We start from the raw sequence: 22,169 nt of genomic DNA on the forward strand, positions 1-22,169 counted from the left end.
GTTTCTGCCGGGACGGCTGGCCGACGCCGTAGCCGAGAGACGGGGCGAACGCGCTGCGCTGTCCAGTTGGAAATGGTCAGTGCCGGCCCGGCCAACTGAGCACGGTCGTGCCCGGCTCGACCCCGGTCAGCACGAGCCGGCCGGCGACCACCGCACGCTCCGGCGCCCGCCCGTCGGAGCGCACCCGCACCTTCCGGGCCTCGGAGACGCCGAACTGGGCGAGGTCGAGCTCGATCCGCCCGGTGACGTTCGGCGGCAGCGTGACGGACAGCAGCGGCGTGCCGGTCGAGTGCCGCGTGCCGGCCAGGGGTGACCCGGGTCCCCGGTCGAGCCGCACCTGGACCGGGCCACGTACCGTCGGGACGGTCGCGCGCAGCCAGCGCAGCGGGCCGGGTTGCGGGGCGACCAGCACCTCCCGGGCACCGGGGGCGAGTGGACGGACCCCGGCGACGAACCGGGGCACGATGTTGGCCGGCGCGGAGCCCCAGGCGTGCGAGAAAGTGGTGTTCGGCTTGATCGACGGGTCCCACGCCTCCATCACGACGGTGGCGCCGAGGTCGTCCATCATGTGCAGCCAGGAGGACTGCGCACGGCTGGTCAGCAGCGCATGCGCGGCGTCGGCCAGGCCGGCCCGGTAGAGCGCCTCCAGCAGGAACTGCGCACCGTAGACGCTGACCCGCATCCCGCCGGCCGCCAGCCCCTCCCCCAGGGCCCGGACGTGCGGCTCCTCCGCCACCCCGAGGGCCAGCGGAAACGCCGTGGCGTGCTGGGCCCGGTGGTCGGTGCCGACCCCGTCCCGGTAGGCACCGGCGACCGGGTCGAGCAGTTGGGCGTTCAGCGCGGCGCGCAGCCGGGCAGCCAGTTCGGCGTACCGCTGCTGGTCGGCGGAGCGGTCGAGCACCCCGGCGATCCGGGACAGCGCGTCGAAGGCGGCGTACTGCCAGGCGTTGATCACGGTGTTGACCCGGGTGAAGACGTACCCGTCGCGGTTGCTCGCCGGCCAGTCGACCAGGTCGGCGTTGGCCTGGCTGGAGCTGCCCGGGTTCTTCTCCACCAGGCCGCTGGCGTTGAGCGCCTCGTCGAGCTGCCGGCCGACGAAGAGGTCGTAGTCGGCGGCCAGGTTCGACGGGTCACCGGTGGCCAGATAGTCCTGCCAGGCGGTGAGTACGGTCTGCAACCGGTACTCGGCCGGCCAGGTCGGCCGCCGGACCAGGTAGGAGGTGGAGTACCGGGCCAGCGCGTACGACCGCTGGGTGGCGTACTCGGAGAGCTGGTTGATGATGGCGTCACCCTCGTACGGGCCGCGTTCCCGGGTCGGGGTGTCCTGGTAGAGGTCCTGCCGGGTCGCCTCGATCGAGTACCGGCACATCGCCCAGACCCGGTCCAGATCGGGATCGGAACTGGAGAACGCCGCGTCCCCGTCCCGCCAGGGCAGCTTCAGCACCGCCGCCTCGACCGCCCGGGACAGCTCCAGTGCCGGGTCGGCGACCAGCTCTATCCAGCGGAATCCCCGGTATCCCCAGTGTTCCAGCCGCTGCCAGCCGTCCCGCAGGGTCCAGACCTCGCGATAGGTCTGCCCGGCCCGAAGGTTGTACCGGGCGCCGGTCTCGGTGCGCTCCTCGCCGAGCCGGACCTCGACGGTCTGCCCGTCGACCCCGCGCACCGAGAGCCGGAGTCCGCCGACCACCTCCCGCCCCAGGTCGAAGAGCCAACGGCCCGGTTCGAGCCGGTGCACCGCGACCGGCCGCAGGTAGCGGTATTCCATGTTGCCGACCCAGGCCGGTGCCAGCGGCCGGGTCAGCGGGGCGGTGACCGCCGGCTGCCATCCGGAGTCGTCGAACCCGGCGCGCGTCCAGCCGACCGGCTCGCGGCGGGCGTCCAGATACTCCTGCGGCGCCTGGTAGTAGCCGCCGCCGGTGTGGCCGGCCGGTGGCCGCCACGCCCCGGCCCGGCGGGCCCGCCAGCCGTCGCCGGTGCCGAAGACCTGCCGGGTGCCGTCGGTGTAGACCACGACGAGCTGGGCGAGGAAGCCGCGCTCCTGGGTGGAGTAGCAGAGCGCGGCGAGCGCGTTGCGGCCGGGCCGCAGCAGGTCGGTGACGTCGTGGGTGGCGTAGCGGGCCTCGCCGGCCATCGCCCGGACCGGGCCCACCCCGACGATCTCGTCGTTGACCCGGAGCTGGTAGACGTACTGCCGGGTGGGCTCGGGCGACTGGCCCGTCGCGTAGACGTAGCCGGCGGCGATCCGCCTGCCCGGCAGCACCACCTCGGTACGCAGCAGCGCCCAGTCGTTGCTCTCGCCCAGCGTCGCCAGTACCGACCGGCCCCGGTCGACCACCAGGTCACCGCCGGCGACCGTGCCCGTCGGGCCGAACACCCCCGCTCCGGTCGAGAAGTCCTCGTCGACCAGGACCGCACCGGTCGGGTCGGTGAACCTGGCGGCGTGGAACCGCTGGGATTCGGTACTCCCGTTGCGGAACCCGATGCTCCCGGCGGCGTACGTTCCGTCCACAGTGGTGTCGACCAGCACGTCGTCGAGGTAGGTCCGGATCGTCGGGCCGGCGAGTTCGACCCGCAGCCGCACCGGGGTGCCCACCGGTACCGGCGCGGTGAGCGGCCGGTCCGCCAGCACGGTGTAGCTGCCGTTGCGCTGCACGTGCGTACGCAGCACCCCCGGGGTGCCGGCCCGGAGCTGCCAGAGGTAGTTGTTGGCGGTGTTCTGGGCCCGGAACCAGAGGCTGGCGGCGACCGAGGTGATGGTGACCGACACCTCGAAGCTGCCGTCGCCGAGCCGGACGGTGCCGTCCGGCGCCCAGATCGGCTCGGCCACCCAGGTGTCCCCGGCGGCGGTGACGACCCGCTGCGGCGCGGACCAGTGCGAAACCCGCCTCGGACCCACCCAGGTACGCACCCGCCAGTGGTAGACCGAGCCGGGTCGCAGCGGGGGCCCGGCGTACGGCACGGCGGTGGAGTCGGCCGAGACGATCCGGCCGCTGTCCCAGACCACCCCGCCACGGCGGGACAGTTCGGTCGTGGTGTGCGCGACCTGCACCTGGTAGGCGTGCTGCCGGGGCGCCCGGCCGAGTGCCGGCACGATCCAGCTCAGCCGGGGGTGCGTGGCGGCGATCCCCAGTGGATCGTCCAGCAGGGAGCTGAGCAGTCCGGTCGGGGCCAGGGTTTCGGTCGGCTTGCCGGCCGCCGAGGCGGCTGTGCCGACGAGGCTGGCTCCGGACGCGGTGGCGGTGGCACCGAGGGCGAGGGCACCTCCGGTGCCGAGCAGCCCTCGGCGGGACAGCCCGGGGCCTGGGTCGGTGGTGTGCTCGGCGCTGGGCTGGCTCACCCGTGCCTCCTGCCTGAATCGTTTCAGGCAGGTTAACTCCGCCAGCCGCTCCGCCGGAAGACACGGCGGTTGGCCAGATCCGGCCACTGCCTCGCCCGCCGCGCTCTGCCCGTCCCGCTCCGGCAGATCCGTCGTCGTCGGTTCGAGCGGTCATCCGACCCCGGTCACCGCCGTCGTCCGCCTCGCTCCGCACGCCGACGGCCACCCGGTCAGTCACGTGTGGCGGGTTACACCCTGACCAGCCGGGTTCGGCCGGGCTACCGCAGTACCGTGAAGCCGTGCCGACGAAAGACGTTCTCACCAGCGCAGACCTGACCGAGCTACGACAGTCCGCGCTCGGCGCGGCCGACCCGCTGGGCATCGCCGCCGAGCTGGCCGAGGCGGTCGAGCAGGGGCGGCTCGCCGATCCGGCCGACGCCGGCCGGGCGCTGACGCTGGCCGCCGAGATCGCCGAGACCAGGGCGAAACTCGACGCCGCACAGCGGTACGCGGACCGCGCCGTCGGGGCGTACCGGGACAGCACCGAGCCGGACGCCGGCTTCGCCCGGGCGCTGCACGCCCGGATCCTGTTCCGGGCCGGTCGCGCCGACGAGGCGCTCGCCGAACTCACCGCGATGCGCCCGCTCCTCGACTCCCAGCCCGACGCCGCCGCGTACCTCAGCGCCGCACTGGACGTCGGTGGCCGGACCGACCTGGCCGAGCAGTGGCTGACCGAGGCGGTCGAGACTGCCCTGCGCAACCGGACCGCCCCGGCGCAGGGCCCCGCGGAGGACAGCGCGGACGTCACGGTGACCGCCGAACCGACCGTGCAGGAAGCCTCCGGGCTGCTCTTCTTCCTGTTGCAACAGCGACACCGGGTACGCCGCGAACTCGACCTGCCGCACGACCAGAACGACAATCTGGCCGACCGGCTGGAGAACGAACTGTTCCGCAACGCGACCACGGCGGCGGCCGAGCCGGGACCGGAGGCACGGCTGTTCCTGCCACAGGGCGAGTTCGATGCGCTGCTGTCGCGCTGGCCGGACCTGGCCGAGGCGGTCGGCCGGAACTGGGCCGAGCACCGGGCCGGGGTCCAGCGGGAACTGGTCCGGCTGACCGACGCGGGTCGGGTCGGGCTCGGCCCGCTGCGCGGCTCGACCGAGGGGCTGGCCGGGTACGCTGCACGCACCGGCGCGGCGCCGACCGACGAGTCGGCCCGGTCCGGCTACGCGGCGGAGCTGGCCGAGCAGGGCGTGCAGCTTCCCTGGCCGCCGGAGCGGAACGAAGCGTGCTGGTGCGGTTCGGGCAACAAGTACAAGAAGTGCTGCCTGCCGCGTACCCGCGGCTAGCTCCCGCCGGTCCCCTGGATCGACCTGGTCGATCGCTGAACCTTTCCCACCTCCCTTGCGGTCCGTGCTGGCCGCAGGCGGAGGTCGGCGCGTGCCCGCCGCGCGGTTCGGGTGGAAAGGCTCAGTGCGGGCGTAGTCCGGCGAGGAGAACCTCCACCATGCGACGGGCGTCGTACCGGGGGTCCCGGTCCGCGCCGATGCAGAGGTTGCCGACGCCCCGCATCAGTTCGAGAGCCTCGATGTCGGGGCGGATCTCGCCCGCCCTGGTCCCGGCGTCGAGCAGCTCGGCGCAGACCGGCACGAGTCGGTCGAGAAAATAGTCGTGCAGGGTCGCGAAGGTGGCGTCGTCGGACTGCAGCGCCTCGGCGAGGCCGTGCTTGGTGACCAGGAAGTCGACGAAGAGATCGATCCACCGAGCCAGGGCGCCGTGCGCTGAGTCGCCACTCGCCAGCAGCGCCGGGCCCGCCTCGACGCACGCCTCGACCTGGTGCCGGTAGACGGCGACGACCAGATCGGCCCGGGTCGGGAAGTGGCGGTAGATGGTCGCCACCCCGACGCCGGCCTTGGCCGCGATGTCCCGCACGGGCGCGTCGACGCCGGAGGCGACGAAGGCCGCGGCGGCCGCTTCGAGCAGGGTCTCCTCGTTGCGCCGGGCGTCGGCCCGCTTCCGCCGGGCCGACGATGCCGGTCCGCTGCCGATCTCAGTCACTGCGCCGTTGCCTCCGTCACTCGCCTTGCTAACCGGAACACGGTTCCGTATGGTTGAAACGGAACACGGATCCGGTACTCATAGTGCCAGAGCGGGCGCCCCGTGACCAGGCCGCGCACCGCCCCCGTGTCACTTTCCCGTACGTCACCTCCCAAGGAGAAACTCATGCGCCACCCCGACGAACTCGTCAGCAGGCCCGTTCCCGTCGTCTCGGTACGCCCGGTGCTGCTACCCGCCCCGGGCCGCGACGAGGACCTCCAGGTGCGGGTGTCGGCTCCGGTGACCGGCGACGATTTGCCCATCATCGTCTTCTCGCACGGCTTCGGCGGGTCGCTGGACAGCTACGCCCCGCTGGTCGACTTCTGGACCGCGCACGGTTTCGCGGTCCTTCAGCCCACCCACCTCGACTCGCGGACCCTGAACGTCACGCCCGAGGACCCGCGCTACCCGGAGATCTGGCGCTTCCGGGTCGAGGACCTGACCCGCATCGTCGACCAACTGGACCGGATCGAAGCCGGCGTCCCCGGCCTCGCCGGGCGCCTCGACCACAGCCGCCAAGCCGTCGCCGGCCACTCCTGGGGCGCCCAGACGGCCAGCATGCTGTTGGGCGCGCGGGTCCTCGACACCCAAGGTGCGCCGGGCGAGGACCTGTCCGATCCGAGGATCAGTGCCGGCGTACTGCTTGCCCCGCCGGGCACCGGCGGCGCCGACCTGACGCCGTTCGCCGCCGAGCACTACTCCTTCATGAACCCGGACTTCACCGGGATGACGACACCGACTCTGGTGGTCGCGGGCGACAAGGACCAGTCCGCCCTGACCGTCCGGGGGCCCGAGTGGTTCACGGATCCGTACTTCCTGAGCCCGGGGACCAAGAGCCTGCTCACCCTGTTCGGCGCGGAACACTCGCTGGGCGGGATCTCCGGGTACGCCTCCACCGAGACGACGGACGAGAGCCCCGAGCGGGTCGCCCTGATCCAGCGACTCACCTGGGCTTTCCTCCGCAGCGCGCTGTACCCGACGGACACCGGCTGGGCCGTGGCGAGCGCCGAACTGACGGAGGACACCGACCCGCTGGGCCGCATCGAAACCAAGTGACGCTGCGGAAAGCAGGCTGCCCGTCCCCTCCGGGGCGGGCTGCCGCCGTCCGCCGTGCCGCACCGCCGGGCCGCCGCCGGGATCGGCTCGCGATCCGCACCTCGCTCGATCCAGGCGCCCTTACGGGGTTGACAACGGCCGCCGTAGGCGCCATATTCAACCTATGAGTTAATTAACCGAGCGGTTGAGAAAGGCGGAGACAGTGGACCGGCTGAGCGAGGTGTTCAGCGCCCTCGCCGACCCGACCCGGCGGGCCATCCTGGCCCGGCTGGCCGAGGGCGAGGCGACGGTCAACCAGATCGCCGAGCCGTTCCCGATCAGCCTCCAGGCCGTCTCCAAGCACCTGAAGGTGCTGGAGCGGGCCGGGCTGATCACCCGGGGCCGGGAGGCACAGTGGCGGCCGTGCCGGCTCGACGCGGAGCCGCTGCGCGAGGTGGCCGACTGGATCGCCGGTTACCAGCGGTTCTGGGAGCAGCGCTACGACCGGCTCGGCGAATACCTGCGACAGCTACAGAGCGACGGAACACGACCGACGGAGGAGTGAGATGAGCGAGAACCTGACGGTGACCCTGCCGTCCGACCTGGAGATCAAGATGGTGCGCGTGTTCGAGGCACCGCGCGCACTCGTCTTCGAGGCGCACGCGAAGTGCGAACACGTCAGGCACTGGTGGGGGCGGGGCAACCCGCTCGACTGCGAGATCGACTTCCGCCCGGGCGGCAGCTACCGCTTCGTCGAGCACGCCCCGGACGGGCAGTACGCGTTCCGCGGCGAGTACCGGGAGATCCAGGCGCCGGAGCGGATCGTGCAGACCTTCGAGTTCGAGGGCATGCCCGGGAAGGTCTGCGTGGAGACGCTGGAGTTGACCGAGCAGGACGGCAGGACGACGGTCACCAGCGTCACCCGGTTCGACACGAAGGAGGAGCGCGACGGCATGGCCGCCTCGGGCATGGCCGACGGCGCCCGCGAGTCGTACGACGCCCTGGCCGCGTACCTGACGAAGCTCTCCTGACGCGGACGGAACGGGGGAACCCGATGCGAGAACTGACAGTGGACCTGTTCAGCACCGTCGACGGCTGGCTGCGGGGGCGCGACTCCCCCGCCTACTTCGGCTACGACGGTCCCGACCTCCAGGCGTGGATCGACGAGCAGTCGGCCCGCCCGCAGGTGATGCTGATGGGCGCCAACACCTACCGGGCGTTGGCGGAATACAGCGGTGGCGACGACCCGTCGGCCAAGCGGATGGCGGAGCTGCCCAAGGTGGTCTTCTCCACGTCGTTGCGGCCGCCGCTGAGCTGGCGCAACACCTCGGTGGTGACCGAGGGCGTCGAGGTGGCCGTACCCGCCATGAAGGCCGCCCCCGGCGACCCGCTGCGGGTGATCGGCAGCATCTCGCTGGTCCGCAGCCTGTTCCGGCTCGGCCTGGTGGACCGGCTGCGCCTGCTGGTGTTCCCGCAGGTACTCGGCGAGACCGGCGAGCAGCGGATGCTGGCCGGCCTGCCCGACCTCAACCTTCGGCTCGCCGCCACCGAGGTGCTCGACCGACGGCTCGTCCTGCTCGACTACACGCTGGACAGGACTCCGACGTCGGTTGGCTAGGCCCGAACGGAGATCACCCGACGGAGCCGCACCGCCGACCGGAGAGGTGTCAGCGCAGCGTCACCCGCAGGCTGCGACCGTACGTCTGCCGGGTGCGGGCCTCGATCCGGGTGCCGCCGGGAATCCGGCGGACCCGGATCCCGTCGTCGGCCGAAACCACCCGGAGCCGGCGACCACGCAGCGTCACCGAGACCGTGTCGCGGTCCGTGGTCGGGTCCGCGATCGCGACCGCGACGGTCCGGTCGCGGGCCTGCCGGAGCAGCACCGAGGCCGGGCCGTCCACCACCAGCCGGTCGGCGGCGTGCCGACCGGGCGCGAAGGCGTTCGCGGCGACCAGCCCCAGCCCGGCGTGCCGGACGGCCTGGAACCGGGTGCTGTTGGCCAGCACCACGACCGGCCCGCCCGGGTACGCCCGCAGCCGCTGCTCCGAGGCGTTCGGCAGCAGGGCGTACGCCAGCGAGCCGAGCGGCGCTCCGGCAGCCTGCTCCACCGAGACGGCGAAGACCCGCTTCCGCACCATCGTGTCCGGGTTGGCGGTCCGGACCACCCGGCGACTCCGGGTCACCACCTCGGCGGTGACCGTCGGCGGCGGACCGGACAGGAAGGCGTAGCCGACCGAGGTCTGCGCGGCGGCGTTGGCGTAGCGCAGCCAGGCCAGCGGGGCGGTGCCGGTGCCGGTGAAACTCCGGCCGTCGCGGAGCCGCCCGGTCACCGTCACCGGATCGGACTCCTCGGCGATCCGGCTGTCGACCGTCGTGCTGACCGCCCGGCCGGCCAGGTCGCCGACCCCGGCGGCGAGCACCACGATCTCGTCGTCGAAGAGGAACCACGACTTGGTGGCCACGGCGTTGCGGTACGCGACGAAGTCGTCCGGCAGCCGGCCGGCCCGCTTCGCGGCGTACGCGGCGTCGTCGGACTGGACCAGCCCGGCGGCTCCGTAGCTGCCGAGGGTGGCGCCGCCGGAGAACCGGTTGGTGCCGCGCGGGAAGTAGACGTAGGTGTTCTGTGACTCCGACGACGAGGTGAAGCCGAGCGCCGGGTTGTCGTACCAGGCGGTGCCGTACAGCTCCGGGACGGTGTGCCGGTGCTCCACCGGGGCAGTGACCCCGGCCAGCCGGTACGGCGAGACCGTGGTGAAGTAGTCCACCCCGTACGCCTGGGTCTGGTCCTGACCGGCAAGGTAGAGGTAGTACGCCCCGTCCCCCTGGAACCAGGGCGTCAGGTTCTCGCCGCTCATGTACTCGTACTTGCTGATCCGGTCGGAGCTGCGGGCGAGCGCGAAGGCGTAGCCGGGACGGCGGTGCACCGTCCGGTCCATCGCGTTGAAGGCGACGCTGCGCCGCTCCGGATTCAGGTCCGCCGCCGGGATCGTGGCATCGGCCAGGATGTCGGCATACCGGGCGATGCTGACCGGGGAGACGAACGTGCTCGGGTTGAGCGCGGCCCGGGAGGTCTGCCGGACGAACTTGACATAGCCGGCCAGCGCCTGCGCGTCGGCGCCGGTGGCGTGGCCGGAGAGGTCGACGACGGCCTCCAGCACGCCCGCCACGTCGGCGTAGCCGGTGGCGGTCCGGGAGACCGCCCGGCCCTTGACGATCTCCATCATCCAGCCCTCGAAGATCAGCGGGGCGAACCCGTCGACCACCCAGCCCCGGACCACGTCGACCAGGTCGGCACCCTGGACGTAGCCGGTACCTTGGAGAATCTTGATGGTCTGCACCACCCGGGCCAGCAGGTTCCGGCCGTACGAGCCGGTGTAGGCGACCGAGGCGTGCTGGATGAACGAGCCGTCGGCGTAGTAGCCGTCGGTGACGCCGTGCTCCAGCGCGTACGGGTCGATGGTGGCGAAGACGGTGAGCTGGTCGGCGAGGGCCTTGCTGATCCGGGCGTCGTCGCCGAGGACGGCACCCTGGAGGATCCGGTTCGTCGCGATGTCGGCGAGGTTGGCGCCGGTGTGGAACCGCGAGTCGAGGTCGACGTCGCCGTCCTTCCCGTTGCGCAGGTACGCGTCCATCGAGGCCACAAAGCTTCCGACCAGCTCCGGCCGGTACGCCGCCACATCGGCCGCGAGCAGCACCAGGGTCCGGCTGACATGGTTCGAGATGCCGATCTCCCAGTGGTGCCAGTTGCCGTAGTAGCCGGCTGACTGGTCGCCGTAGTAGCGCTCGTGCAGCCAGCCGAGACCGTCGATGACCCGGCGTCGCAGCGCGGTGTCGCCGTCGAGGCTGCCGCCGGGGACCCGGGTGGCCAGGGCGATGTCGTAGAGGTACTGGAACGACGTGTTCAGGTTGGGGTCACTGGTGCCCAGCGGTACGCCCCGGAACAGCTCGCCCGGGCCGGCGCCCGCCAACGCGTCGAGCCGGGCCCGGGCCGTCGAGTCGATGGCCGCGAGCTTGCCGGCCACCTCGGGCCGGGCGTTCGACCCGGCGGTACCGGCGAAGATCGCGACCGTGTTGCCGAGCAGTACGGCGTGCTCGGCGGGGGCGGCGGCGACCCGCTGCGGCGGGGTCGCGGCTCTGGCCCGCAGTGGCCCGGCCAGCGCCAGCAGGCTGGCGGCGGGGATCGTCGACAGGACGGCGCGGCGGGAGACGGGCACGGCGGACGCTCCAAGATCGACAGAAAGCAATTGCCGAATTCAACCAACCCTGGTGAAACTTTTCAACCTCCCCGTGCGATCCGGGTCTCCGCGGGTGGACGTCCCGGGGGGAGGGCGCCGCACCGTGCAGGTGGAAAGGTTTGCTCTCCACACTCAACCCTCGGCCGGGTCGGACCGTGGCCGGACCGAACGGTCAGTTGGCGGTGAAGAGCAGCGAGACGTTCTGCCCGCCGAAGCCGAACGAGTTGCAGATCGCGGCGTCAAGTCGCTGCTCGCGTGGCCCGTCGCCGGCCACCTCCAACCGCACCTCGGGAGCCTTGCGGTCCAGGTTGAGCGTGGGCGGGATGACGTCGTTGGCGACCGACAGCACCGTGACGATCCCCTCCACCGCGCCGGCCGCACCGACCAGGTGACCGAGGCTCGACTTCGGCGCGGTGAGTACGACGTCGTCGCCCAGTGCCTGCTGGATCGCGCTCGCCTCTCCGACGTCGCCGACCACTGTGGAGGTGGCATGGCAGTTGACGTGCCCGACGTCGCCCGGTCGCAGCCCGGCGTCGGCCACGGCGTTGCGGATCGCCCGGATCTGTCCGGCACCGGTCGGGTCCGGGCCGGTGATGTGGTGCGCGTCGGCGGTGATGCCGTAGCCGGCGAGCCGGCCGAGCACTCGGGCATCCCGGCCGGCCGCGAAGTCCGCCCGCTCCAGGATCATCACCCCGGCCCCCTCGCCGAGCACGAAACCGTCGCGGTCCACGTCGAACGGTCGGGAGGCGCGCTCGGGCTCGTCGTTGCGCTTCGAGAGGGTGCGCGCCTGGGCAAAGCCGGCGATGGTCAGCGGGGTGATCGCCGCCTCCGCGCCACCGGCGATCACCACGTCGGCCTCGCCGGAGCGGATCAGCCGGACCGCCAGCGCGAGGGCCTCCGCGCCGGAGGCGCAGGCGGAGACGGTGGTGTAAACGCCGGCCCGGGCGTCGAACTCCAGGCTGACCCAGGCCGCCGGCCCGTTCGGCATCAGCATCGGCACGGTGAGCGGGGAGATCCGGGCGGGCCCCCTCTGTTCCAGCAGGTCGTCCTGGGCCAGCAGGGTGTTGACGCCGCCGATCCCGGTGCCGATCACCACCGCCAGGCGGAGCGGGTCGACCTCGGGACTGCCGGCGTCGGCCCAGGCCTGCCGGGCGGCGACCAGCGCGGCCTGCTGGCAGCGGTCCATCCGGCGGGCCTGCACCCGGGTCAGCGCCGAGTCCGGCGAGACGGCCATCGGAGCGGCGATCTTGGTCGGCAGGTCGTCGGTGTGCGCGAACGACGCCATCAGGTCGTCGATCCGGCGTACGCCGGAGCGCCCGGCGAGCATGCCCTGCCAGAGGGAGTCGACGTCCCCACCGAGCGGGGTGGTCGCACCGAGCCCGGTGACGACCACGTCCCGGCCGCTCATGCTCGCTTCTCCCGTCTTCGCGGTGTGCCGGCTTGTCCGCCGTTAGTTGTATCGCATACAACTATGGCATGTCCACCGAGCCGCCCCGGGCCCGTGGTCGGCGTACCCGGGCGCAGATCCTCGAACACGCCGCGGCGCTCTTCGCCGAACGCGGCTTCGACGCCGTCAGCGTGGCCGAGATCGCCACCGCCGCCTCGGCGCACCCGAACCAGATCACCTACTACTTCGGCTCGAAGGACGGACTGTTCGTGCATGCCGCGTTCATGCTGCTGCTCCGGGACGCCGAACGGCTGGAGCCGGTCGGCCGACGCCGACGCACCCCCGCCGCGTTCCGTACGGCGTTGGCCCGCAGCGCCCTGACCCTGCCCACCGTGCCGATCGCGGTGCAGGCGATGTCGATCGCCCGACGCCGGCCGGAGCTGCGACCGGTCGCCGAGCAGAGCCTCGCCGTGCTGTTCCGCAAGGCACAGAGCTACCTCGCCGCGATCCTCGACCAGCACGGCTGGGTGCTCGACCGTCCCGCCGACGTCGAGGCACGCACCTTCTGGAGCACCGTCCTCGGCGCCCGGCTGATCTCGGAGTCCGGCTTCGACGGCCGCGCCGACGATATCGACCTGGCCGGGGTGCTCACCGTCCGGAGACCGACCGACCTGACGAGACGTTGAGGACGAGGGCCCGGCGGCCCGTGCCGGACAGGGTGCTCACCGTCGGGGTGCCGGCCGACCCGACACCGTGACGGGCGGGGTCGACAGCGGCGGGCGGGTCGGGCCGCGCAGTACCCGCAGTGCCACCCCCGGACGCGCCAGCGCGGCCGGCGGCCGGACCAGGTGCTGCACGTCGGTCAGCACCCGCAGCACGTACGGGTCGCGGTCGGCCACCACGGCGGCCCGATCCAGATACCAGTGGGAGAGCCGGCCACGCCGTCCCGGCCGGACCGCCCCGGCGGAGAACCGCAGGTCGGTACCGGTGGCGATGGTCCACGCGGTGGCGCTGCACTCGGCCACCGCCGCCTGGGCGGCCCGCCCGAACCGCCCCCGGTGAGCCCGCAGGTGCTCGCCGAGCACCACGGCGGTCTGCGCGGCCACGCTCATCCCCTGGCCGTAGACCGGGTTGAAGGCGCAGGCGGCGTCCCCGACCACCAGGAACCCCTCCGGCCAGCGCGGCATCGTCTCGTAGTGCCGGCGGTGGTTGGCGGTCCGCCGGAAGCCGTGGATCGGCCCGTCCGGCTCGGCGTCCCGGATCGCCTCGTAGATCAACGGACTGCGCAGGTTACGGGTGAACTCCAGGAAGCCCGCCTCGTCGGTGGGCGGGGTCTCGTCCCCGAACCCGCCGAGGGTGACCATCCAGCGACCGTTCTCGATCGGATAGAGCACCCCGGCCCGGGTGACCTGCGGCGGTTTCGGCATCACCATGATGTTCTTCCAGCCGTCGGCGACGCCCGGGGCCAGCCGGTAGCGCCGGCTCGCGTAGCCCAGCCCGGCGTCGATCCGGGTCTCCTCCGGCCGCCCGTAGCCCAGCGCGGCCAGCCACTCCGGACTGCGGGAGCCGCGACCGCTGGCGTCGACGACCAGGTCGGCCTCGCACCGGTGGATCTCGGGTCCACCGTTGCGGACCCGCAGGTGCACCCCGGTCACCGAGCCGCCGTCCTCGCCGGGCAGCAGGCCGACCACTTCCCGGGCGGTCTCGAACCGGATCCGCCGGTCGCCGGCAAGGCGCTGCCGGATGGTCCAGTCCAGCAGTTCCCGGCTGGCCCCGACCAGCGTGTGGGTGGCCGGGAAGCGTTCCCGCCATCCGTTCGGGCTCAGCGACAGCAGGTCGGTCGGCGCGGCGACCCGGACCGCGCCGCGGTCGTACAGTTCGGCCATCAGACCGGGAAAGAGCCGGTCGAGGGCCCGCTGTCCCGAGGTGATCAGGACGTGCAGGTGGCGTGCCTGCGGAATGCCCGTACGCAGCCGCGGTCCGTCCGGAAAGCGGTCCCGGTCGAGTACGGTCACCCGCTCGACGAAATCGGCGAGGGTGCGCGCGATACAGAGGCCGGCGAAGCTCCCGCCGATGACCACGGCGTGACGGGGCTTGGACAGTGGCGAAGGCATGCCTTCATCCTTACCGACACCGCCACTCACCAGGCCAGATCTGTTCGGTAACCCACCGGACAGTCAGCATCACGACTCTCCGGCGCGTCGGCGTACCCCGGCGGCGGGGCGCCCCGCGCCGCGCCGCGGCCCCCCATCGGTCTATTCCAGGTGGAGGGTGGCGGACGCCTGCTCGGCGGTGGAGGTCACCGGCTCGACGTAGAGCAGCCCGGCCCGGTGCCGCAGGTACCGGCCGGCGACGTTCTGCGCCTCCAGCGAGATGCCGGCACTGCTGGCAAGTCCGGCACGGCGCAGGAAACTGGCGTCGGCGCGGAACTGCGCCGAGCCGTCGTCGCGCTCCACGTACACCTCGTAGTTGCGGTGCCGGAGGTAGTAGCCGGGGAAGTTGGTCGACTCCAGCGACACCGTGCCGGAACCGGCCAGGCCGGTCACGATCCGGAACTGCGAGTCGGCCAGCGGCGTCACGTTCGCCTCGACGCGGCCACGGTAGTCGTAGTGCCGCAGGTAGGAGTCGGCGAGATCGTGCGGACGCAGCCGGACCGGGGTCGCACCGTCCGGCACCGGGATGCCGAGGTCCGGGGTGCCGTCCGCGTTCCAGTACAGCTTCTGGATCCGGGTACGCCGGTTGGGGTCGTTCAGCGGGTCGCCGTTGATGTCCCGGTAGTTGCGGTCGTGGTAGACGAGGATGTCGCTCTGGCCGTCCTCGGAGACGGTGAACGAGTTGTGCCCGGGTCCGTACTGGCCGGTCGCGGCGTTGCTGGTGAAGACCGGGGTCGGGCTCTTGGTCCAGGATGCGGCGGAGAGCAGGTTCGCGGTCGCCGATGCGGTAAGCATGCCGAGGCAGTAGTTGGCGTCGGTGGCGCTGGCCGAGTAGGTCAGGAAGATCCGTCCGTTGCGCTGGATCACCGCCGGCCCCTCGGCCACCCGGTACCCCCGGGTCTCCCAGTCGTACGTCGGCACGGTCAGCCGGGTCACCGTGCCGGTGATCGTCCACGGGTTGGCACCCATCCGGGCCAGGTAGAGGTTGGAGTTGGTCGAGATGCCCGGTTCGGACTGGGCCCAGACGAGATAGCGGACGCCGTTCGCCACGAAGGTCGACGCGTCCAGGCTGAACGTGTCCCACGGGGTGCTGATCCGGCCGCGTTCGGTCCAGGACCCGGTCAGCGGGTTGGCGCCGGCGTTCTCCAGCACGTACATCCGGATCCGCCAGACGTCGTCGGTGCGGCCGGCGGCGAAGTAGACGTACCAACGGTTGTCGATGAAGTGGATCTCGGGCGCCCAGATGTGCGCACCCATCTCCCCACTGGTGTGCCGGCGCCAGATGGTCGTCTCGGTGGCGCTGGCCAGCCCCTGCAACGTGGTCGCCCGGCGCAGCACGATCCGGTCGTACTGCGGCACGGTCGCGGTCATGTAGTAGTAGCCGTCGGTGTGCTTGACAATGTGCGGGTCGGCGCGCTGGTTGACCAGCGGGTTGGTGTAGTTCACCGCCGGGGCGGCTTCGGCCGGCACTCCGGGCAGCAGACCGGCCAGCAACGCGAGCACCGTGGCCAGCGCGGTGAACACCGGGGTGGTCAGCCCCCGGCCGGGATGGCGGGCGGTCGCGGCGCTCCCCGCCGCCGGTACGGTGCCGAACGGCCGGAGCGGGTGGCGGAACATCCTGCGCGGCATCGGCTTCATGACCAGCGACCTTTCGTCGATCCCCGGGAACGTCCGGTCCGTTACCTTGGTGTTACGGGAACAGTGTGATCGCTAACATTGACGTCAGTCAAGGCCTCTTCGAGCCCTGCAAGGAAAGCGCATTCCCTCTTGACATCGACCCATGTGAGCGCGAACATCATCGATACGTCCGGGCTGGGCCACAGCGCTGAACCTTTCTCAACCCCCTTGTGGTCCGACGGACCGCAAGGTCCGACGCGGTGCCTGAGGGCCGCGCGGTCCGGGTTGAAAAAGGTTCACTGCGCCGCCGCACCGCCGGCCGCGCGCCGGCACGTGGGCACTGCGGCAAGCGCCCGCCGGCACACCCGTCCCGAGCCGGCGTCCGAGCGCCACCCGCCGGACACAGCAAGATCCACACCACCTTGACCGCCCCTGTCAGCCCGCGGGCCCGTCGTCCCACGGCACTGCGGGCTCGGCACCGTCCACCGGACGGACCGACGGAAGGAAGACCATGGAAGCTCTCGCTTCCCCACCCCCGAGGGCGCCGGGCCGGACCCGGCTCCGTATCGCCACCGTGCTCGCGGTCGCCGCCGCGCTCGTCGGCGCCGCGATCGCCGTACCGGTCCGGTCGGCCTCGGCCGCGACCGTTGACCCGAACGCCTGGTACGTCCTGGTGTCCCGGCACAGCGGCAAGGCCCTCGACGTCTACGACCGGTCCACCGCCGACGGTGGCCAGATCGTGCAGTGGGCCCGCAACGACGGCGCCTGGCAGCAGTGGCAGTTCGTCGACTCGGGGGCCGGCTACCACCGGCTCCGCTCCCGGCACAGCGGCAAGGTCCTCGACATCCGGGACTCCTCCAGCGCCGATGGCGCGGAGGTGATCCAGTGGACCGACCAGGGCAGCACCGACCAGCAGTTCCGGCTCGCCGACTCGGACGGCGGGTACGTCCGGCTGATCAACCGGAACAGCAACAAGGCCCTCGACGTCTGGGAGTGGTCCACCGCCGACGGCGGCCGGATCAGCCAGTACGCCGACCAGGGCGGCGCCAACCAGCAGTGGCAACTGGTCCGGGTCGGCTCCGGCGGGCCCGGAACTCCGCCCCCCACCGGTGGCCCGGGCACGCCGCCGGCCGCGTACCCGGCGCCGATGCGGGTGACCGGGGACATCGGGGTGCACGACCCGACCGTGGTACGCCGGCCCGGCGGCGACTACCTGGTGGCACACACCGGCAACGACATCGCGCTGAAGACCTCGACCGACCGGGTCGCGTTCCGCAACGCCGGATCGGTCTTCCCGAACGGCGCGCCGTGGACCACCAGCTACACCGGGGGGAGCCGCAACCTCTGGGCGCCAGACATCTCGTACCGGAACAACCAGTACTACCTGTACTACTCGGCCTCCACCTTCGGCTCGAACCGGTCGGCGATCTTCCTGGCCACCAGCCCGTCCGGCAACTCCGGTAGCTGGACCGACCGGGGCCTGGTGATCGAGTCGCGTACCTCGGACGACTTCAACGCGATCGACCCGAACCTGATCGTGGACGACCAGGGCCGTTGGTGGCTCGCCTTCGGCTCGTTCTGGTCCGGGCTCAAGCTGGTCGCCCTGGATCCGGCCACCGGCAAGCGCTCGGACAGCACGATCCGGAGCATCGCCGGCCGGAACGGCGGCGCGATCGAGGCGCCGACCCTGGTCAAGCGGGGCGGCTACTACTACCTGTACGTCTCCTTCGACCGCTGCTGCCAGGGCGCGTCCAGCACCTACCGGGTGATGGTCGGGCGCTCCACCAGCGTGACCGGACCCTTCGTCGACCGGAACGGCACCACGCTCACCTCCGGCGGCGGTACCCAGGTGCTCGCCTCGCACGGCGACATCCACGGGCCGGGCCACCAGACGGTGCTCTCCGACACCGACGGCGACCTGCTCGTCTACCACTACTACGCGAACAACGGCGCCTCGCTGCTCGGCATCAACCGGATCGGCTTCGACTCCGCCGGCTGGCCGTACGTCTACTGACCGCCCCCATCGACCGTAGGGAGCATTCCATGACACCCCTGCATCCGCGCCGGGTCCGCTGGCGGGCCGGACTCGCCGCCGGCGTCGCCGGCCTGGTCGCCGGCACCGGCGTCCTCGTCGGCGCTCCGCCGGCCACGGCCGCCACCGCCGACCCGAACGTCTACTACGTGCTGGTCAACCGGAACAGCGGCAAGGCCCTCGACGTCTACAACCTGGCCACCGACGACGGCGCCCCGATCAACCAGTACGCCCGCAACGACGGCAACTGGCAGCAGTGGCGGTTCCTCGACGCCGGAGGCGGCTACTACAAGGTGCAGTCCCGGCACAGCGGCAAGGTACTGGAGCTGCCGAACTCCGACGACGGCGTGCAGTTGGTGCAGAACGCCGACAGCGGCAACAGCCGGCAGCACTTCCGGCTCGCCGACTCGGCCGGCGGCTACGTACGTCTGGTCAACCGGGCCAGCGGCAAGGCACTGGACGTCTGGGAGTGGTCCACCGCGGACGGTGCGATGGTCTCCCAGTACCAGGACCTGGACGGCGCCAACCAGCAGTGGCAGATGGTCGACGTCGGTTCCGTCGGCGGCGGGAACCCGACACCCGGCACCTTCACCAACCCGATCAAGCGGAACGGGCCGGACCCGTGGCTCCAGCACCACAACGGCTACTACTACCTCGCCACCACCACCTGGAACTCGACGATCACCATGCGCCGGTCCGCCACCCTCGCCGGCCTGGCCAGCGCGCCGGACCAGGTGGTCTTCAACCTCGCCAACCGGCCGAACGGCTGCTGCAACATGTGGGCGCCGGAGTTCCACCTGATCAACGGCCGGTGGTACCTCTACTACGTGGCCGGGCAGAACGTCAGCGACTTCAACCCCACGCAGCGGCTGCACGTGCTGGAGAGTGCCGGCACCGACCCGATGGGGCCGTACACCTTCAAGGCCGACCTGGGCAACGACTGGCAACTCGACGCGAGCGTGCTGCGGGTGGGCAACAGCCTCTACCTGCTCGGCACCTACAACGCGGGCGGCAGCTACGGGCAGAGCCTGTTCATCACCCCGCTGAGCAACCCGTGGACGATCAGCGGCTCCCGGGTCCGGCTCACCTCGCCGACGTTGAGCTGGGAACGGCAGACCCATCCGGTGACGGAGGGGCCGGAGCCGCTCTACCGCAACGGGCGGACGATGATCGTCTATTCGGCGAGTGCCTGCTGGGGGCCGGACTACAAGCTCGGCCTGCTCACCCTGACCGGCAGCAATCCGCTGAGCGCGTCGTCCTGGACCAAGAGCCCCGACCCGGTCTTCCAGCGCAGCGACGCCAACGGCGTCTTCGCGCCCGGCCACAACGGCTTCTTCAAGTCACCGGACGGGACCGAGGACTGGATCGTCTACCACGGGAACGACTCGGCGAGCGGTGGCTGTGACATGAACCGCTCGACCCGGGCCCAGAAGTTCACCTGGAACAGCGACGGCACGCCCAACTTCGGCACCCCGGCACGGCTCGGCGTGCAGCTCAGCGCACCGTCGGGCGAGTAAGCCGGGTACGTCCGCCCGGGGAGTGCGATCCTCGCCAGCTCCCCGGGCGGTCGCCGCCGTACTCCGGGCCGGGCCTCGACCGGAGGGTCAGAGCGCCACCTCGACCGCTGCCGCCCCCGGCTCGTCGAGCCGGAACGTCGCGGTACGGCCACCGGCCGACACCTCGTACTCGCCGAGGAAGCCGGTGAACCCGACCCGACCCTGCTCGTCCGTGCCGAGTCGGGTCGGCGCGAGCCACCACTCGTCGCGGACCAGCGCGCGCAGTGCCTCGTACGAGGGCTTCGGCGTGCCGTCGGCCCGGACGAAGCCGCCCGGCGCGCCGAGCCAGCCGCCGTCCACCATCCCCCAGTAGGTGGTCGCCCGCACCGACGGGTGCGACAGCAGGGTCCTGTAGTGCCGGACGATCTCGTCGGCCTGCCGCTCCTCCCCCTCCGGGGTGCTGGGCCAGTCCGGGATCTGGTAGTCGTTCAGGTCGACGATGTCGGCCGGCATCAGGTGCCCGGAGAGCAGGGTCGTCTCGGTGAAGTGGATCGGCAGGCCGTACCGGGCGAACCGGTCGACGATGCCGAGCGTCTTCTCCTCGCCCCAGTAGCCCTGGTGCATGTGGCTCTGCAACCCGAGTGCGTCGATCCGGATCCCCGCCTCCAGTACCCCCTCGATCAGGCACTCGTACGCGGCGGACATGTCGAAGTCGTTGAGCAGCAGGGTGGCGCCCGGATTCGCCTCGCGGGCCGCGTCGAAGACCATCCGGACCAGCGGGATGCGCCCCTGGTCCCGGCAGATCCGGGTGAGGCCGTTGTCGTACTTGTCGAAGATCGGCATGATCACGACCTCGTTGATCACGTCCCAGGTGTCGATCAGGCCGGCGAAGTCGGTCACCTCCCGGCGGATCCGGTCCAGTTGCACCTGGGTGATCTCCGGATTGGTCAGCTCGGTCAGCCACTCGGCGCTCACCGTGTGCCAGGCCAGCGGGTGCCCCTTGACCAGGCAGCCCCGCTCGGCGAACCAGCGCGCCGTCGCCAGGAGGCGCCGGGTGTCCGGCCGACCGCGCTCGGGCTCGAAGCGTCCCCAGTAGAACGGCAGGGTGGCGAAGTTGAACAGGTCGAGCCATAGGTCGGCCAGCCGTTCGACCCGGGTGATGTCGGCCTCGCCCAGCGAGCCCGACCCGCCGTCCGGCCCGGCCTCCGGAGCCGCGGTCAGCTCGCCGTTGGCCAGCGGGATGAACTCGAATCCGGTACAGCCGAACAGGAACGCGTGGTCGCGCTGTGCGACCACCACCTCCTGCCCGGCCAGTGGGGCACCTCCGCTGGTCACGGTCAGGGTGGCGGTGGCGGTCCGGTGCTGCCGGATCAGCGCGTCGGAGTCGGACGACATCGAGCATCCTCCATCGGTGGGGTGGACGGCGCGGATGGCCCACCGTACGCCGGGCCACCGCTCGACGATCAACTCTGGCCTGCTTGGCAACTGCACATGCACGTGCATGTGGACGGCACGACGGACCGGGCCAGGAGCCCGGTGTACCGGCACCACCGCCCGGCGCGGAGGGCTGAGCACGGCGTTGCTTGTCGACCTTCCGGCCGGGGCGGCTGGCCGGGCGCGACCGGGGGCGGGCACGATGGCGGTATGCGCCTGGTCTCGTTGCTGCCCTCCGCGACGGAGATCGTCTACGCCCTCGGGCTCGGGGACGACCTCGTCGGCGTAACCTTCGAGTGCGACGAGCCGCCGTCGGCCCGGACCGACAAGACGGTCGTGGTCGGCGGTCGGGACACCCGGGGAATGACGCCGGCGGCGATCGACGACTACGTGAAGGCACAGATGTCGGCCGGGGTCGACCTCTACACCCTGCACGCCGACGCACTCGCCGGGCTGGAGCCGGAGTTGATCCTGACCCAGGACCTCTGCCGGGTCTGCGCGCTCCCCTCCGGGCACGTCGAGGACGCCCTCGACCATCTCGGCTGCCGGGCCGACGTGCTGTCGCTGGACCCGTACACGCTGGACGAGGTCTTCGGGACGATCCTGGAGGTGGGCGCGCGGACCGGCGTACCCGATCGGGCCCAGGCGCTGGTCGGCGCGTTGCGGGACCGGCTCGCGGCGGTGGCCTCGGCGGTCCGGGGCCGCCCGCGGCCCCGGGTCGCGGTCGTGGAGTGGGTCGAGCCGCCGTTCACGGCCGGGCACTGGGTGCCCGACCTGGTACGCGCGGCCGGCGGCGAGCCGGTGGCCGCCCGGCCCGGGGCACGGTCGGTGGAGACGACCTGGCGGGAGTTCGCCGACGCCGAGCCGGAGATCGTGCTCGTGACGCCGTGCGGCTTCCACCTGGACGGCGCGGCCCGACAGGCCGAGGTCGTCGCGCGCCGGCTACCCGGGGTCGCGGTGTGGGCGGTGGACGCGGACGGTCTGGTCGTCCGCCCCGGCCCGCGCCTGGTGGACGGGATCGAGGCGATCGCCGCGATCCTGCATCCGGGCGCCGTGCCCGAACCGCCCGACGGAGCCGTTGCCCGGATCGCCTGACCGACCGGTGCCCGGCCCCGTGCGCCGACCACCGCCGCCGCACCCCGTCCACCTGACCGGTCGGCGACCGGGTGCGGGTACGCCGCCGAGCAGGTCGTCGAGTTCGGCCAGGATCCGCCAGCTGGACTCGGCGAGCACGTCGGTATCGGCGGCCGCCACTACGGCGCCGAGCGCCGTGGTGACCGCCTGACGCAGGCCGGCGCCGGAGAGCCAGGCGCCCACCTGGGCGACCTGGCTCTTCCGCTCCGACCAGAAGGCGTTGCCGAGCCGCC

16 protein-coding genes are annotated in these 22,169 nt (G+C 72.0%); 9 read left to right on the top strand and 7 right to left on the bottom strand.

Going from position 1 to position 22,169, the window contains the following annotated elements; translation table 11 throughout:
* Positions 1-76 precede the first annotated feature (76 nt).
* Positions 77-3,337 carry a family 78 glycoside hydrolase catalytic domain gene (locus R6Y94_RS22235; protein WP_318397823.1) on the bottom strand — a complete coding sequence of 1,087 codons (3,261 nt, stop codon included), beginning with the start codon at positions 3,335-3,337 and terminating at the stop codon, positions 77-79.
* Between the two features lie 278 nt (positions 3,338-3,615).
* Here R6Y94_RS22235 and R6Y94_RS22240 point away from each other — a divergent pair, with 278 nt between their 5' ends.
* On the top strand, positions 3,616-4,665 hold the full coding sequence (locus R6Y94_RS22240) for an SEC-C metal-binding domain-containing protein (RefSeq protein ID WP_318397824.1): 1,050 nt from the start codon (positions 3,616-3,618) through the stop codon (positions 4,663-4,665).
* A gap of 121 nt (positions 4,666-4,786) precedes the next feature.
* On the opposite strand, the gene R6Y94_RS22245 is transcribed toward R6Y94_RS22240, so the two are convergent.
* Positions 4,787-5,374 carry a TetR/AcrR family transcriptional regulator gene (locus R6Y94_RS22245; RefSeq protein WP_412102841.1) on the bottom strand — a complete coding sequence of 196 codons (588 nt, stop codon included), beginning with the start codon at positions 5,372-5,374 and terminating at the stop codon, positions 4,787-4,789.
* Positions 5,375-5,539: 165 nt separating this feature from the next.
* Here R6Y94_RS22245 and R6Y94_RS22250 point away from each other — a divergent pair, with 165 nt between their 5' ends.
* The 4 genes from R6Y94_RS22250 to R6Y94_RS22265 all read left to right on the top strand — a co-directional run bounded on the left by R6Y94_RS22250 (position 5,540) and on the right by R6Y94_RS22265 (position 8,066).
* Entirely contained in the window at positions 5,540-6,469 is a 930-nt protein-coding gene (locus R6Y94_RS22250) for a chlorophyllase (RefSeq protein WP_318397825.1), read from the top strand.
* Positions 6,470-6,671: 202 nt separating this feature from the next.
* Entirely contained in the window at positions 6,672-7,013 is a 342-nt protein-coding gene (locus tag R6Y94_RS22255; RefSeq protein ID WP_318397826.1) for a metalloregulator ArsR/SmtB family transcription factor, read from the top strand.
* A gap of 1 nt (position 7,014) precedes the next feature.
* Complete coding sequence (locus R6Y94_RS22260) at positions 7,015-7,479, top strand: SRPBCC family protein (RefSeq protein ID WP_318397827.1); 465 nt, start codon at positions 7,015-7,017, stop codon at positions 7,477-7,479.
* Positions 7,480-7,502: 23 nt separating this feature from the next.
* Positions 7,503-8,066 (top strand): dihydrofolate reductase family protein, encoded by a 564-nt coding sequence (locus R6Y94_RS22265; RefSeq protein ID WP_318397828.1) that lies wholly within the window; start codon positions 7,503-7,505, stop codon positions 8,064-8,066.
* A 49-nt stretch (positions 8,067-8,115) separates the two neighbouring features.
* On the opposite strand, the gene R6Y94_RS22270 is transcribed toward R6Y94_RS22265, so the two are convergent.
* Positions 8,116-10,662, bottom strand: a complete 2,547-nt coding sequence (locus R6Y94_RS22270) for a polysaccharide lyase family 8 super-sandwich domain-containing protein (protein WP_318397829.1) — start codon at positions 10,660-10,662, stop codon at positions 8,116-8,118.
* A gap of 193 nt (positions 10,663-10,855) precedes the next feature.
* Entirely contained in the window at positions 10,856-12,091 is a 1,236-nt protein-coding gene (locus tag R6Y94_RS22275; RefSeq protein WP_318397830.1) for a beta-ketoacyl-ACP synthase II, read from the bottom strand.
* A gap of 68 nt (positions 12,092-12,159) precedes the next feature.
* On the opposite strand from R6Y94_RS22275, the gene R6Y94_RS22280 reads away from it, so the two are divergent.
* Complete coding sequence (locus R6Y94_RS22280) at positions 12,160-12,756, top strand: TetR/AcrR family transcriptional regulator C-terminal domain-containing protein (RefSeq protein WP_318397831.1); 597 nt, start codon at positions 12,160-12,162, stop codon at positions 12,754-12,756.
* Between the two features lie 36 nt (positions 12,757-12,792).
* Here R6Y94_RS22280 and R6Y94_RS22285 read toward each other — a convergent pair whose 3' ends face one another.
* Positions 12,793-14,184, bottom strand: a complete 1,392-nt coding sequence (locus tag R6Y94_RS22285) for an FAD-dependent oxidoreductase (RefSeq protein WP_318397832.1) — start codon at positions 14,182-14,184, stop codon at positions 12,793-12,795.
* Positions 14,185-14,325: 141 nt separating this feature from the next.
* Positions 14,326-15,861, bottom strand: a complete 1,536-nt coding sequence (locus R6Y94_RS22290) for a family 43 glycosylhydrolase (RefSeq protein ID WP_318397833.1) — start codon at positions 15,859-15,861, stop codon at positions 14,326-14,328.
* Positions 15,862-16,351: 490 nt separating this feature from the next.
* Here R6Y94_RS22290 and R6Y94_RS22295 point away from each other — a divergent pair, with 490 nt between their 5' ends.
* A complete protein-coding gene (locus tag R6Y94_RS22295) occupies positions 16,352-17,854 on the top strand; it encodes a family 43 glycosylhydrolase (RefSeq protein ID WP_318397834.1) in 1,503 nt (500 codons plus the stop codon).
* 29 nt (positions 17,855-17,883) lie between these two features.
* Positions 17,884-19,389 carry a family 43 glycosylhydrolase gene (locus R6Y94_RS22300; protein ID WP_318397835.1) on the top strand — a complete coding sequence of 502 codons (1,506 nt, stop codon included), beginning with the start codon at positions 17,884-17,886 and terminating at the stop codon, positions 19,387-19,389.
* Positions 19,390-19,476: 87 nt separating this feature from the next.
* Here the strand turns inward: R6Y94_RS22300 and R6Y94_RS22305 are convergent, their stop codons facing one another.
* Entirely contained in the window at positions 19,477-20,763 is a 1,287-nt protein-coding gene (locus R6Y94_RS22305) for an endo-1,4-beta-xylanase (protein WP_318397836.1), read from the bottom strand.
* Between the two features lie 249 nt (positions 20,764-21,012).
* Here R6Y94_RS22305 and R6Y94_RS22310 point away from each other — a divergent pair, with 249 nt between their 5' ends.
* On the top strand, positions 21,013-21,897 hold the full coding sequence (locus tag R6Y94_RS22310) for an ABC transporter substrate-binding protein (protein WP_318397837.1): 885 nt from the start codon (positions 21,013-21,015) through the stop codon (positions 21,895-21,897).
* Positions 21,898-22,169 lie beyond the last annotated feature (272 nt).

Source organism: Plantactinospora sp. KLBMP9567 (assembly GCF_033446045.1).
Taxonomy (GTDB): domain Bacteria; phylum Actinomycetota; class Actinomycetes; order Mycobacteriales; family Micromonosporaceae; genus Plantactinospora.

Bases quoted from the DNA above. Each gene is read 5' to 3' on its own strand.
- R6Y94_RS22250 (WP_318397825.1), top strand. From the start codon at position 5,540: ATGCGCCACCCCGACGAACTCGTCAGCAGGCCCGTTCCCGTCGTCTCG.
- R6Y94_RS22260 (WP_318397827.1), top strand. From the start codon at position 7,015: ATGAGCGAGAACCTGACGGTGACCCTGCCGTCCGACCTGGAGATCAAG.
- R6Y94_RS22265 (WP_318397828.1), top strand. From the start codon at position 7,503: ATGCGAGAACTGACAGTGGACCTGTTCAGCACCGTCGACGGCTGGCTG.
- R6Y94_RS22275 (WP_318397830.1), bottom strand. From the start codon at position 12,091: ATGAGCGGCCGGGACGTGGTCGTCACCGGGCTCGGTGCGACCACCCCG.
- R6Y94_RS22280 (WP_318397831.1), top strand. From the start codon at position 12,160: ATGTCCACCGAGCCGCCCCGGGCCCGTGGTCGGCGTACCCGGGCGCAG.
- R6Y94_RS22285 (WP_318397832.1), bottom strand. From the start codon at position 14,184: ATGCCTTCGCCACTGTCCAAGCCCCGTCACGCCGTGGTCATCGGCGGG.
- R6Y94_RS22290 (WP_318397833.1), bottom strand. From the start codon at position 15,861: ATGAAGCCGATGCCGCGCAGGATGTTCCGCCACCCGCTCCGGCCGTTC.
- R6Y94_RS22295 (WP_318397834.1), top strand. From the start codon at position 16,352: ATGGAAGCTCTCGCTTCCCCACCCCCGAGGGCGCCGGGCCGGACCCGG.
- R6Y94_RS22300 (WP_318397835.1), top strand. From the start codon at position 17,884: ATGACACCCCTGCATCCGCGCCGGGTCCGCTGGCGGGCCGGACTCGCC.
- R6Y94_RS22305 (WP_318397836.1), bottom strand. From the start codon at position 20,763: ATGTCGTCCGACTCCGACGCGCTGATCCGGCAGCACCGGACCGCCACC.
- R6Y94_RS22310 (WP_318397837.1), top strand. From the start codon at position 21,013: ATGCGCCTGGTCTCGTTGCTGCCCTCCGCGACGGAGATCGTCTACGCC.